We start from the raw sequence: 12,552 nt of genomic DNA, 5'->3' as shown, positions 1-12,552 counted from the left end.
TGAAAAGTCTACCCTCCGAACAAGGTTGGAACGCCCGTTGGACTGGAGAGCCGCAACCCCGCAGGATGTGCAGGACGACTTCGATTCCCTGCTGCGCGATGGTGTGAATGCGGTGGCGCGTGCTCTCGGCAACGCCGACTCGTTCACACCATTCATGCTGGTCATAGATCGGTCCGGGCGAAAAGGCATCCGGATGTCCGAGCATCGACCCGGCAGCGCCGACGAACAGACACTCACTGCGGCTTTGCAGGTGGGCACTGACCGCGCGGAGCTGCGCGCGCGGGCGACTGTGTTCGATGTCACTGTCTCCGTGCCATTCGCCGGCGCTGCCATCAAGGCGGTGCTCGAACACAGCTCAGGTCTGGCGATAGATGTGCTCGTGCCCTACAGCGCGACTGCGGAGCAGGTCCAGATCGATCTCAATGCCGCTGATGCCGCAGTCGGCACACGCAGACTCTGGCGCTGAATCTTACGGCCCGGACTTCGAGAGCGGATTCCTGGGGATGATTCGGACGCCGTCCAAGATCGTGTTCAAATCGGCCGAGTAACGCGGCCCCGCAAGCGCCCGCGCTAATCGCCGCGATAGCGGAAAGAACCAGGCGACGCCCGTGGCATCGCAGTGTGACCACGGCTGGACAGAGTATTCAGCAGCGCGCCTCGATGAGTGGACTCCCGCTAAACGACGCTTTTGGCGGCTCTGCACCGCGACGGTCGCATCGGGTCGTCGCCCGTGGGCTCACGCTCGGATAGTGCCAGACGGCGTGGATGTCCAGTTCCGGAACTGCGAACGGCCCAGGTCGGGAACGGGAAACCGTGTCCGACCTGGGCCGTTGTGGCGGAGGATAGGGGATTTGAACCCCTGAGGGCGTTAACCCAACCCGCGTTCCAGGCGAGCGCCATAGGCCACTAGGCGAATCCTCCGTGGAGCAGCATACCGGTTGCCCCCGGTCGGACACCAAATTGGGGCCGGGCGTCGGGGCGGGGGGTAAGGCTTCGCGCTGGTCGAGGCGGTTTCCGAAGGGGGAGGGCGGCAGGGATGGGCGAGGTGACTCGCCCCCGTGCGGACGGGGCGGCGAGGACCCGCTACACTGGCCGACGGATCCCGCGCGGCGCGCATCCTGTGAACTCCCCCAGGGCCGGAAGGCAGCAAGGGTCAACGGGCTCTGCCGGGTGCGCGGGGTCCCCTATATTTCCGGCCCATGCCGAAGATCGGGCGCTTGCCCTCAGTTCCGGAAGATCGCCGAGCGGACGCGGCTGTCGTCGAACCGCGGATGCCCGTAGCGCAGGCGGAGGTATCGGCCCAATTCCGAGCAACACACGGGTAACGTGGTCAACGGTCCACCGACGGTCGGACGACTTCGGTACGGACATCGACCCCACGCCACTTCGCTGCTTCGAAAGGCTGCTCAGGATGCCCCGGCAAACGCAGATCGGTTTGATGAGCCATGAGGAGCTCGTGTCCGAACACGAGTCCCAGACCGCGAACTACGCGACGCTCGAGACCGAGAAGCTCACGCTGGACCTGACGCGCGGAAAACCCTCGCCGGAACAACTCGACCTCTCCGCGGAACTGCTCTCGCTGCCCGGTGACGGCGACTACCGGGACGGCACGGGCACCGACTGTCGCAACTACGGTGGGCTGCACGGTCTCCCGGAACTGCGCGCCATCTTCGGTGAGCTGCTCGGCATCCCGGTGGACAACCTGCTGGCGGGCAACAACGCGAGCCTCGAGCTGATGCACGACGTCATCACCTACGCGATGCTGTACGGCACCAACGATTCCGAGCGCCGCTGGGCCGCCGAGCCCGCGCTGAAATTCCTCTGTCCCGCACCGGGTTACGACCGGCACTTCGCGATCACCGAGGCGCTCGGCTTCGAGATGATCCCGATCCCGATGCGCCACGACGGCCCGGACACCCACCGCATCGCCGAGCTGCTCGCCGCCGACCCGCAGATCAAGGGTCTGTGGGCGGTGCCGAACTACTCCAACCCGACCGGCGTCGTGTTCTCCGAAGACGTTGTGCGGGAACTGGTTTCGATGCCCGCCGCCGCGCCGGACTTCCGCCTGTTCTGGGACAACGCCTACGCGGTGCACCCGCTGACCGACACCGCCGCGCCCGTGTTCGACGTGCTCGGCATGGCCGCTGCCGCGGGAAACCCGAACCGGCCCATCGTGTTCGCCTCCACCTCGAAGATCACCTTCGCCGGCGCGGGCGTCAGCTTCCTCGGCGCGTCCACCGCGAACCTGGACTGGTACCTCTCGCACGCCGCGAAGAAGAGCATCGGCCCCGACAAGATCAACCAGCTGCGCCACCTGCGCTTCTTCAAGGACGCCGACGGCGTGCGCGCGCACATGCAGAAGCACCGCGAGATCCTGGAGCCGAAGTTCGCTCTGGTGCTGAAGATCCTGGAGGACCGGCTCGGCGCGTCGAAGGTGGCCTCCTGGACCGAGCCCAAGGGCGGCTACTTCATCAGTCTGGACGTGCTGGAGGGCACCGCGGCGCGGGTGATCGCGCTGGCCAAGGACGCGGGCATCGCGCTGACCGCGGCGGGTTCGGCCTTCCCCTACCGAAACGACCCGGAAGACAAGAACATCCGCATCGCCCCCAGCTTCCCGAAGCTCCCGGAACTGGAGAAGGCGATGGACGGCCTGGCTACCTGCGTGCTGCTGGCGGCCACCGAGAAGCTGCTCGGCAAGTAGTCGCCACCGGAACCGAAGACGGCCCTCCGCACCCGGTGCGGAGGGCCGTCGGCGTGTGTGGACGCCCTGGCGAACGAACGTCTGTGACGTCTGGCGAGAGAACTCAGTGCGGCTTGTGCGCCAGCACCGCGAACATCGTCACCGACAGATGGATGTCGCCACTGTCCGCGCCGCGTTCGAGATCGGCGAGCAGCTGGTCGCGCTGCGCCTCGGTGATGGCGCCCCGCGCCACCGCCATGGCCGAGATACGGGTGACCAGCGAGCCGGGACCCACGCTGCGGTCCTGCACCAGCGCGTGCGAGCCGATCTCGTCGATGACCAGGCCCGCCTGGGTCAGCAGGCCGGGCAGCCTGCGGCCGGAGAGCGGGTTCGTGGTCGCCGAGACCAGTGTGTCCAGCACCGCTCGGACCACCTGCCGGTCACCGGGGTGCACGATCGCGGTGTCCCAGTCGACGTCGACCACCACCGCGCGCCCGCCGGGACGCAGCACCCTGGCGATCTCGTTCGCCGCGCGACCCGGGGCGGTGAGGTGCTGGAAGACGCGCTCGCACAGCACCGCGTCGAAGGTGTTCGCGCCGAAGGGAATGCCGTAGGCGTCGCCGGAGTGGAATTTCGCGCGCGAGCCCAGCTGGTTCGCGCGGCGCTCGGCGGAGGCGAGCAGGTGCGGATCGGGCTCGACGCCGACCGCCTCGCCGGTCGGTCCGACCGCCTCGGCGAAGGCGAGAGTTTCCGTGCCGGTGCCGGAGCCGACGTCGACGGCGTGTTCGCCGGGTCGCAGCGCGAGCGCGTCGTGCGCCCAGGTGCGCAGCCGCCGGATACCGGGCAGCGCGGCCTGCAGGTCGCGCACGTCGACCAATTGATCCTGACCCGCGCTGTCGAAGCGATCCGGGCGTAGTGAATAGGTGTCCATGGGCGCGTGTCCGTCCCTAGGTATTGCCGTCGTCTGAGGCATGGCCAGAGCCTACGCGCGGCTGTGGCGTACCGCACAGTTGGACGCGGGTGAGATGATCGTCGGACGGAACGCGCCGACAAGCCGAAAGGAACGACGGTGACCGTCACACTGTGTCTCGCGCAGGAACCGGAGGCCGACAAGCTCCTGTCGGAGGACCCGTTCGCTCTGCTGACGGGCATGCTCCTCGATCAGCAGTTCCCACTCGAACACGCCTTCCGCGGTCCGAAGAAGATCGCCGACCGGATGGACGGGTTCGACATCCACAAGATCGCCGAGGCCGATCAGGAGGCGTTCGAGGAACTGGCCGCGACGCCGCCCGCCATCCACCGTTACGGACGCTCCATGGCGCGGCGCACCCAGGAACTGGCGCGCTACGTCGTCGAACACTACGACGGCGACACGGCCGCGATTTGGACGAACGGCGATCCGGACGGCAAGGAAGTGCTGCGCAGGCTGAAGGCGCTGCCCGGTTACGGCGATCAGAAAGCGCGCATTTTCCTCGCCCTGCTCGGCAAGCAACTCGGGGTGCGCCCGAAGGGCTGGGAAAAGGCGGCCGGGGCCTATTCGGAGAAGGATTCGCGACGCTCGGCGGCCGACATCACCGACGCCCAGTCCCTGCTAGAGGTGCGTGCGTTCAAGAAGCGGATCAAGGCGGAGGCGAAGGAGTCCGCGGCGAAATAGGTTTTCGCTCGGCGGTTGCCCATTCGAATCTCGCTGCTTTTTTCCCTCGTCCCGGATGCGCCGGTGCTCGATGCTTTCCCCTCGAACCAGCTCCATCGGATGAGGGATAGCAGTACGTATGAGAATCAGGAAGCTCGCCGTGGTCGCGGCACTCGTGACCATGGCGACCGGCGTGACCGCGGGAACCGCGGTCGCCGGTCCGGAGACCCCCGCCGGGGACGTCATCAACTACGTTGCCTCGCAGACCGAGACCGCGGCGATCATCAGCACCGACGCCGGCTCGATCGTCGCAGAGGACGACGCGCTGAAGATCAAGGCCGCGGACGGCACCGTGGTCGCGGGCACGCCGCTGAAGTTCCGGCTCGACGAGTTCGAGTTCCCGATCGCGGCGCAGATCTCGGATCGCACCGCGACGCTGACGCCGCAGCTCGATCTCGACCACGCGACCTACAAGCCGGTCGCGCTCCCGTTCGAGGACAAGGCGCCGTGGAAGTCCGAGTACGACCGTGAGGTCGCGGCCTGGACCCGGTTGACCAGCACCATCAGCATGGGCGCCACGATCGGCACGCTGGTCGGCGGCCTCGGCGGCGCGGCGGTCGGCTGCGTTGTCGGCGGCATCCTGGGCGGCGCGGCGGTCGGCGGCACCATCGTCGGCCTGTTCGGGCCCTTCCTGCCCGCCGCCGCCGTCGGCTGCGTCGCCGGTGCGGCCGCGGTCGGCGCGCTCGGCACCATCGCTGGCCAGATCTTCGTGACGGCGCCGGTCGCCATCGGGGCGCTCATCCAGTACTTCACGACGGTCAACGCCCCGTTCAACCCGCCGGCTCCGGCGAAGTAGGTCCGTTCGCGCTTCCTCGGTCGTCACCGCCGTGGAAAATTGCCCCGCCCAACGCCTTTCGCGTGGGCGGGGCTTCGACGTGCCCGCCGCTGACCAGGCGAAACGCTGTGTCCTCGAACACCGAGAATCGCGGAAGCTTGGTGCGCTGGTGAATTCGGTGTTACCTTTTTTTGCATGTCCAACAGCAGCCCCTCCGCCTTGCGGGTCACCTACGTGACCGCCGCGCTCGGCCTGCGGCTGCCGCTGACGCGGGAGCTGTGTCGCTCCCGTCGTCGCAGCTGAGCCGCCTTTTCGGCGCGCGCGCTGCCTCGTCGCCGCTCGTGTAGGCACGTCCCGTTTCTCGGACGGGACTTCAGCAAGGACTCTTCATATGTCGATCCCTACCCTGGAACGATCCGCTTCGCGGGTCGCCACCGGTCGTGTCCGTGTGCAGCGCCCCGTCGTCGCTCCGGAACTCCGCATCTCCGACAACCCGGCGGCCGCCGTGCTGCGCGCCGCGACCGGCGGACCCATCTCGCGCGACAATGCCGCGCGCGCAACGGGTTCGAGCATCGCGACGGTCAACCGTCAGGTGTCGGCGCTGCTGAACGCCGGACTGCTGCGTGAGCGTCCGGACCTGACCACCTCGGGTGCGGTCGGCCGTCCCCGGGTGCCGTTCGAGGTCGATCACGACACCTATCTGACCCTCGGCGTGCACATCGGCGCCGCCGCGACCAAGATCGTCGCCGCCGACCTGCGTGGCCGGATCCTCGGCGGTCTGGCGATCGCCACCCCGCAGACCGGCCAGGAATTCGCGACCACGACCGTCGCGCGCAGCGCGAAAGCCTTTCTGCAGCGCTGGCATCGGCGAAAACCGCTGTGGGCCGGCGTCGCGATCGGTGGCCGCGTCGACCCGCTGACCGGCGTGGTCGACCACCCCAAACTGGAATGGAAGGGCGCCCAGGTCGGCGCGGTGCTCGGCGACGTGCTCGAGCTGCCGGTCTCGGTGGCGCCGCACGTCGAGGCGATGGCGGGCTCGGAACTGCTGTTGCCGACCCCGGAACCGCGCGAGGGTCAGCAGCGCGGCAGCAGCCTGTTCTTCTACGTGCGCGAAACCGCTGGCATCGCGGTCACTCTCGACGGCCGCGTGCACACCCCGAGCAACGGCCCGGGTTCGATCGCGCACCTGCCCACCGGCTCCGACGTCGAGTGCACCTGCGGAAGGCGCGGCTGCTTGGAGGTCACCGTCGGTGACCGTGCCCTGCACGCGCGGGCGGTCGGGCGCGGAATCATCCCGGCGTACAACGGAACCGCGGGCTCGACCATCGCGGACCTGTACCGAGCGGCCGCGGGCGGTTCGGTCCCGGCGCGCGAGCTGCTCGCGGAGCGGGCCGCCATGCTCGGCAGCACCGTCGCGCTGGTGCGGGACATGCTCAACCCGGACCGCGTCATCCTGGGCGGGCAGGCGTTCACCGGCTACCGTCCCGGCATCGCGCACGTCGCCGAGGCGTTCCGGCGGAGTTCCACCCTCCCGCCCACCGACATCCGCATCAGCGGATTCGGCGGCAAGGTCCAGGAATTCGCCGCCGTGGTGACCTCGCTCAGCACGCTCTACGCCGACCCGCTCGCCGCCATGCGACGGACCGCGTTCGCCGACTGACAGCGGATCGCGTTCGCCGTCGCTGATTGGCAGCGGTTCGCGTTCGCCGATCAGCGCCATTGGCGATCGACGACCGACAGCGGTTCGCGTTCGTCGACCGACACCAACGCCCGGTTCGCCGGTGGCATTGCGTCGAAAACGCCGAAGGCCGGGTCCTCTTCGGAGAACCCGGCCTTCGGCGTGCGTCAGCGGGCCGGCGATCCGGTGAACAGTCCCTCGAGCGCCGTGATGAAGAACGGGAAGTGGGCGGCGAACCGGTGCAGGTTCTGGTCGCGTTCGAAGCTGCCGAACCAGTAGAGCCCGGGTTGTGCGTCGGCGGCGGGATTGAGGTCGCGGAACGCGCGAATCCAGTTGTCGGCGCGGCCGCCGACCACGGTGAACGGCAGCGCGCGGGAGAACACCGTCTCCTGGTCGGTCGGCGGAATCTGTTCGCGCCGAGTGGCGTCCAGACCGCGTTGCAGGGCGCGCACCTGGCCGGCCAACCTGCGACCGTCCTGGGTGCGCACCGGTAGGTACTTCGGCATCAGCACGGTCGCCACGCCCGCGAGCAGGATCGCGACGCCGACCAGCGCGGAGCCCGAGGTGACGGCCAATCCGACCGTGGCGGCGATGCCCGCGACGATCAACGCACCGCCGACCCAGACCGGAAGCCCGATGCGGGACCGGTCGGCGAAGGCGCCGCGGCGCACCGCGTCGTCGATCATGGCCTTGCGGATCGGCTCGGCCTGCGCCCGCCCGGGAGCGCGCAATTCGGCGACGGTGACCGCGTCGGCGCCCTCCGGCAGCAGCGCCGCGTACACCGCCTTCTCGTAATCGCGCAGCTGGTCGTCGGCGGCGTTCACCCTGGTGATGCGCCAGTCCTTTTCGCCGATGGGCGTGATCCAGATGTAGCGCCGCACCGCGAGATCCACGACGGTGGCGGCGATATCGATCGCGTCGGCGTGCTCGTCGAGCAGCACGCCCGCCTCACCGGGCAGGATGCCCTCCGGTGAGGTGAATTGCACCTGGTTGCCATCGCGCAGCAGCGGGTCGACGGTTTCGGAACCGCTTCCCGCCGCGGCGTTCTCGCGACGGGCGCGCAGTACGAACGCCGCCAGACCGGCCAGCGCGAGCAGCAGCACGCCGAAGGCGGCGAGCACCGGACCGGTCACCGAGAACGGACCTGGCGCGCTTTTGTCCTCGATGTCGGCGTTCGCGGGGACGGTGCCGGGCGGCAGTTGCAGGGTCAGGTCGATCGCGTCGCCCTTGTTCAGGTCGGTCTGCTCCAGCCAGAGCACGCCGTCGGCCTCGATGCGCACATCGGCGCACGGCCTGGTGTTGCCGGGCGGCCCGAGTTTGCAGTCCACGATGGCCATTTCGTAGCTCGGGCTGATCAGGGAGGCGCTGATGGACGCGATGTCGGTGTTCATCACGCCGAGCCAGTGGAAGACCTGGGTGCCGGGCGCGTCACTGACGGTGTTGTGGATCGAGTACTTGTAGCTGGACTCGCCGGGCTTGGCGTCGATGGTGAACTGATCGTTGGCGACCGTCGCGGTGCCCGCGCCCTGCGCGTCGATACCCGTGACCTCGAACCGCCGTTCCACGTCGTCCTTCAACTGAAGGCGAAGTGGCAGTGACATCTTGAACGATTCGCCGGGCGGCACGGTCACCGTCTCGTCGACCTCGAGTACGCCCTCGCGGCTGAGTTTCAGATCCGCGACGATGGTCACGCCCTCGGGCGTCGGTTCGCTCTGGGCACCCGGCGCGGTCGCCACCAATCCCGCGGCGGCGAGAATCAGCGCGCCCGCGGCGGCCCCCCGAAATGTCAGCATGGGTGCCTACTCTAGACAGGTTGCTATTCTTCGTCAGCGGCTGTCGACGATCATCTGAGGCGAGGGGGTACGGGGGAGTGACCCAACCACCGTACGGATATGGACCGGTTCCACCTGGTGGACACCAGGTTCCGCCGCCCGGCTACGGGCCGCGTCCGGGTTATGGCCCGCCGCCCGGTTACTCGCCGCCCCCGCCCGGTTACTCGCCGCCCCCGCCCGGTTACGGCCCGCCGCCCGGGTACGGTCAGCGCCCGGGATATGGTCCGCCACCTGGCTATTCGGCGCCGCCCGGCTACGGACAGCCACACGGCTACGGCCAGCCGCCCGGATATCGCCCGCCGATGCCGCCCCCGATGCCGTACGGCCCGCCGGGACGTCCGCCGCGGCCGCCGCGCAAGGGCGGCGGAAGCAGGATCGTCTCGCTGCTGCTCGTGGTGGTGTTCCTGGTGGCGGGCGCGTTGGTGCGCACCGCGATTCGCAGCGACCGCAACGACCGCGCCTCCGGACCCTCGCCCAGCTTCACCTACACCCCGGACGGCTCCCAGGGCCCCGCGGAGACGGGAAACAACCCGCTGCTCACCGATCCGAACGCGACGCTGATCCCGGCCGACTGCGATTACTCCCCGTGGAGCACGCAGGTCGAGACCGCGCGCAAGTTCTTCGAGACCGCGGCGGGCTGCCTGGAAGCGGCGTGGAAACCGGTGTTGCAGAAGGCGAATCTGCCGTTCACGCCGCCGACGCTGAACGTCAGCGCGTCCACCGCGGGTATCTCCACGCCGTGCACCGGCACCACCACCAACTTCGCCGCGTTCTACTGCCCGGCGAACAAGACCATCTACATGCCGATCAGTCAGTTGCAGACCGATCTGTTCAAGGACAACTGGGTGGTCTACCTGTCGGTGTTCGCGCACGAGTACGGCCACCACGTGCAGGCCGTGTCCGGCATCCTGCGCAAAGCCAACAGCGAGCGGGTGGACGCGGGCACGCGCAGCCAGCGCGGACTGGAGCTCTCGCGGCGAATCGAGTTGCAGGCGCAGTGCTTCAACGGCATGTACCTCGGCTCCTCCGAGGACGGCGGCGCGCTCACCTCCGCGCAGATCGGCGTCGCCAAGCGCGACGCGCAGGGCCGCGGCGACGGCCCGACCGACGCGCGCGACCACGGATCCTCGGCGAACAGCGGTGACTGGTTCGAAGAGGGCGTCGACAAGAACCGCACCAACCAGTGCAACACCTTCACCGCGCCCGCCAACCGGGTGAGCTGAGATGACCACGCCCCCATATGGTTACGGCCACCAGCCGCACTACCCGCCGCCGTACGGCCCACCCGGGTACGCGCCGCCGCCGGGATATCCGCCGCCGGGCTACCCGTACCCCGGGCACGCTCCGGCGCCCTACGGCCCGCCCGGCTATGCCGTTCCGCCGTACGGCCCGCCGGGATACGGGCGTCCCTACCCGCCGCCGCGACGCGGGGGCGGTGGATTCGGTGCGGTGCTGGGGGTGCTCGGCATCTTCCTGATGGTCGGCTCACTGGTCGCCGCGGCGATCGCGGTGGCGAGCAGCGAGAGCGAGAACGACCGCAGGACAACGGCGTACACGCCCAGCTACACCTATACCCCGACCATTCCGTCCACCTCCGCGGCGGCCACGACCACGTCGGCGGCACGCCCGACCACCAGGGCGAGCAGTTCGGTCCGCACCACTTCCGCGACGCCGACCAGACCCGCGGGGCCGCAACCGGTCGCGAAGCTCGGTGACCATCCGCTGTTCGCTCACGCGGACACGGGACTGAACAACATCCACTGCACGTTCTCCCGCTGGGCCCCGAATGTGGCGGCGGCCCAGGCGTTCTACCAGTCCGCCTCGACGTGCCTCGGGCAGATGTGGAAAGACCTGCTCGATTACGAGAATCTGCCGTTCTCGCCGCCGAACATCAGCGTCCCCGCGCGTGGCGTCGACGCGGTCTCGCCGTGCACCAGCTCGGGCGGCGACTACGCGGCGTTCTACTGCTCGATGAACAACACCATCTACATGCCGCTGGACAAGATCCAGACCAACGTGTACGGGGACAACTGGATCATCTACCTGATGGTGTTCGCGCACGAATACGGTCACCACGTGGAGGCGATCACCGGTATTTCGAAGCGCACGCACGAGGAGCGGTACAACGCTGGGCCGCGCAGCGCACGGGGTCTGGAGTTGTCGCGTCGCCTGGAGCTGGGCGCGCAGTGCTTCGGCGGAATGTTCATCGGCTCGTCCGCCTACGTCGGCTCGGTCACCGGAACCCAGGCCGAGTACGCAGTGCGGGACAACTACAAACGCGGTGACGATCCCGGTGACGCCCGCGACCACGGATCGAAGCAGAACTACGGTCTCTGGTACGAGTACGGCTACCGGAACAACCGAGTCCAGAAGTGCAATGCCTGGGCGGCCTCGGCCGACGCGGTGTCCTGAGCCGCCGTGCTGGTAGCCGTCTTTCGCCCCGGGACGTCCTCGAGACAGACCGACTATCGCCTTCGCGCCCGTGCGCGAGGATCGACCGCGGGGGGCATTCGGTCGGTCCGCGTGGGTGACGGCGACATCCGGTCGTCGGCCTAGCTCTCGTCCCGATCGTGCGGCGTGTGCCCGCCGCCGATACCGAAGTGCCCGCGCGGCGAATGCCCGTGCACCCCTTCGGCGTACGCGGTCTCCGCGTGCAGCGCGAAGTCGATGCCCGAGGTCTCGTCCTCCTTGCTGACCCGGAAGCCGATGACCTTGTCGATGCCCTTGCCGAGCGCGAACGAGACGCCGAAGGCGTAGGCCGCGACGACGATCGCGCCGAGCAGCTGCTTGCCGAGCTGGGTGAGCCCGCCGCCGTACAGCAGACCTTCCACGCCGCCGGTCATCACCTGGCTGGCGAGCAGGCCGATCAGCACGGTGCCGACCACGCCGCCGACGAAGTGCACGCCGACCACGTCGAGCGAGTCGTCGTAATTGGCCTTGAACTTCCAGCCGACCGCGAAGGAGCAGATCGTGCCCGCCGCGAGTCCGACGACGACCGCGCCGAGCGTGTCGACGTATCCGCAGGACGGGGTGATCGCGACCAGACCGGCGACGACGCCGGAGGCGGCGCCGAACGTGGTCGGATGCCCGTCGCGCACCCGCTCCACCGCGAGCCAGCCGAGCATGCCGAGGCAACCCGCGACCAGAGTGTTCAGGAACACCGCCGCGGCCAGGCCGTTGGCGTTCAGCGCCGAACCCGCGTTGAAGCCGAACCAGCCGAACCACAGCAAACCCGCGCCGAGCAGCACGAACGGGAGGTTGTGCGGGCGCATGGCGTCGACCTTGAAGCCGATGCGCGGCCCGAGCACCAGCGCGAGCGCCAGCGCGGAGGCGCCGGAGGCGATCTCGACAACCAAGCCGCCCGCGTAGTCCAGCGCGCCGAACTTCGCCAGCCAGCCGTCCGGCCCCCACACCCAGTGCGCGATCGGCACGTAGACCGCGAGCGTCCACAGTGGCACGAAGGCCATCCATCCGGAGAACTTGGCCCGGTCGGCGATGGCGCCGCTGACCAGCGCCGCGGTCAGGATGGCGAAGGTGAGCTGGAAGGTGGCGTAGAGCAGTTCCGGCACCGTGCCGCGCACCGTGGTCGGGTCGATGCCCGCCAGGCCGACGTGGTCGAGGGTGCCGATCAGCCCGCCGCCCGCGTCGGGACCGAAGGCCAGGCTGTAGCCGAACAACAGCCAGGTCACCGTGACGAGCGGGATGGCGATGAAGCTCATCATCAGCATGTTGAGCACGCCGGTGGAGCGCACCATGCCACCGTAGAAAATGGCCAGTCCCGGCGTCATCAGCAGCACCAGCGCGGTGCTGCCGAGCAGCCAGGCGGTGGCCGCGGGGTCGATGGTGGGTGGCATGGCGGTAACTCCTTCTACGCGGGCGTGCGTCGCGAAGAAG

General features: G+C 68.8%; 10 protein-coding genes, 1 tRNA gene and 1 other RNA gene. 8 read left to right on the top strand and 4 right to left on the bottom strand.

Going from position 1 to position 12,552, the window contains the following annotated elements; genetic code table 11:
• Window positions 1–37: 37 nt before the first annotated feature.
• A complete protein-coding gene (locus AB0H49_RS28390) occupies window positions 38–466 on the top strand; it encodes a hypothetical protein (protein ID WP_357255800.1) in 429 nt (142 codons plus the stop codon).
• A gap of 367 nt (window positions 467–833) precedes the next feature.
• On the opposite strand, the gene AB0H49_RS28385 is transcribed toward AB0H49_RS28390, so the two are convergent.
• Window positions 834–921: transfer RNA gene (locus AB0H49_RS28385), tRNA-Ser, on the bottom strand.
• 173 nt (window positions 922–1,094) lie between these two features.
• Between AB0H49_RS28385 and ffs the strand changes: the two genes are divergently transcribed.
• Both ffs and AB0H49_RS28375 read left to right on the top strand, forming a co-directional pair.
• An RNA gene (gene ffs, locus AB0H49_RS28380) (signal recognition particle sRNA small type) lies at window positions 1,095–1,189 on the top strand.
• Between the two features lie 222 nt (window positions 1,190–1,411).
• Window positions 1,412–2,701, top strand: coding sequence for an aminotransferase class I/II-fold pyridoxal phosphate-dependent enzyme (locus AB0H49_RS28375; RefSeq protein ID WP_354998056.1), 1,290 nt, complete (start codon window positions 1,412–1,414; stop codon window positions 2,699–2,701).
• A 103-nt stretch (window positions 2,702–2,804) separates the two neighbouring features.
• Here the strand turns inward: AB0H49_RS28375 and AB0H49_RS28370 are convergent, their stop codons facing one another.
• Window positions 2,805–3,611 (bottom strand): methyltransferase domain-containing protein, encoded by an 807-nt coding sequence (locus AB0H49_RS28370; RefSeq protein ID WP_357255798.1) that lies wholly within the window; start codon window positions 3,609–3,611, stop codon window positions 2,805–2,807.
• A 138-nt stretch (window positions 3,612–3,749) separates the two neighbouring features.
• Here AB0H49_RS28370 and AB0H49_RS28365 point away from each other — a divergent pair, with 138 nt between their 5' ends.
• The 3 genes from AB0H49_RS28365 (at window position 3,750) to AB0H49_RS28355 (ending at window position 6,808) form a co-directional block, all read left to right on the top strand.
• Window positions 3,750–4,334, top strand: a complete 585-nt coding sequence (locus tag AB0H49_RS28365; protein ID WP_354998055.1) for an HhH-GPD-type base excision DNA repair protein — start codon at window positions 3,750–3,752, stop codon at window positions 4,332–4,334.
• Window positions 4,335–4,452: 118 nt separating this feature from the next.
• Entirely contained in the window at window positions 4,453–5,169 is a 717-nt protein-coding gene (locus tag AB0H49_RS28360) for a hypothetical protein (protein ID WP_357255796.1), read from the top strand.
• Between the two features lie 370 nt (window positions 5,170–5,539).
• Entirely contained in the window at window positions 5,540–6,808 is a 1,269-nt protein-coding gene (locus AB0H49_RS28355; RefSeq protein ID WP_354998053.1) for an ROK family protein, read from the top strand.
• Window positions 6,809–6,993: 185 nt separating this feature from the next.
• On the opposite strand, the gene AB0H49_RS28350 is transcribed toward AB0H49_RS28355, so the two are convergent.
• Complete coding sequence (locus tag AB0H49_RS28350) at window positions 6,994–8,619, bottom strand: DUF2207 domain-containing protein (RefSeq protein WP_357255794.1); 1,626 nt, start codon at window positions 8,617–8,619, stop codon at window positions 6,994–6,996.
• Between the two features lie 341 nt (window positions 8,620–8,960).
• Between AB0H49_RS28350 and AB0H49_RS28345 the strand changes: the two genes are divergently transcribed.
• Window positions 8,961–9,881 (top strand): neutral zinc metallopeptidase, encoded by a 921-nt coding sequence (locus tag AB0H49_RS28345; RefSeq protein WP_354998051.1) that lies wholly within the window; start codon window positions 8,961–8,963, stop codon window positions 9,879–9,881.
• Between the two features lies 1 nt (window position 9,882).
• Window positions 9,883–11,070 carry a neutral zinc metallopeptidase gene (locus AB0H49_RS28340; RefSeq protein WP_357255792.1) on the top strand — a complete coding sequence of 396 codons (1,188 nt, stop codon included), beginning with the start codon at window positions 9,883–9,885 and terminating at the stop codon, window positions 11,068–11,070.
• Between the two features lie 140 nt (window positions 11,071–11,210).
• On the opposite strand, the gene AB0H49_RS28335 is transcribed toward AB0H49_RS28340, so the two are convergent.
• Window positions 11,211–12,512 (bottom strand): ammonium transporter, encoded by a 1,302-nt coding sequence (locus AB0H49_RS28335; RefSeq protein WP_354998049.1) that lies wholly within the window; start codon window positions 12,510–12,512, stop codon window positions 11,211–11,213.
• Window positions 12,513–12,552 lie beyond the last annotated feature (40 nt).

Source organism: Nocardia sp. NPDC050713, from assembly GCF_040654315.1.
GTDB lineage: Bacteria > Actinomycetota > Actinomycetes > Mycobacteriales > Mycobacteriaceae > Nocardia.
This window is presented reverse-complemented; position numbering and strand designations above follow the sequence as displayed.

What these genes read in the sequence shown, in the direction of transcription:
- AB0H49_RS28375 (WP_354998056.1), top strand. Translation starts at nt 1,412, where the DNA reads ATGCCCCGGCAAACGCAGATCGGTTTGATGAGCCATGAGGAGCTCGTG.
- AB0H49_RS28370 (WP_357255798.1), bottom strand. Translation starts at nt 3,611, where the DNA reads ATGGACACCTATTCACTACGCCCGGATCGCTTCGACAGCGCGGGTCAG.
- AB0H49_RS28360 (WP_357255796.1), top strand. Translation starts at nt 4,453, where the DNA reads ATGAGAATCAGGAAGCTCGCCGTGGTCGCGGCACTCGTGACCATGGCG.
- AB0H49_RS28355 (WP_354998053.1), top strand. Translation starts at nt 5,540, where the DNA reads ATGTCGATCCCTACCCTGGAACGATCCGCTTCGCGGGTCGCCACCGGT.
- AB0H49_RS28350 (WP_357255794.1), bottom strand. Translation starts at nt 8,619, where the DNA reads ATGCTGACATTTCGGGGGGCCGCCGCGGGCGCGCTGATTCTCGCCGCC.
- AB0H49_RS28345 (WP_354998051.1), top strand. Translation starts at nt 8,961, where the DNA reads ATGCCGCCCCCGATGCCGTACGGCCCGCCGGGACGTCCGCCGCGGCCG.
- AB0H49_RS28340 (WP_357255792.1), top strand. Translation starts at nt 9,883, where the DNA reads ATGACCACGCCCCCATATGGTTACGGCCACCAGCCGCACTACCCGCCG.
- AB0H49_RS28335 (WP_354998049.1), bottom strand. Translation starts at nt 12,512, where the DNA reads ATGCCACCCACCATCGACCCCGCGGCCACCGCCTGGCTGCTCGGCAGC.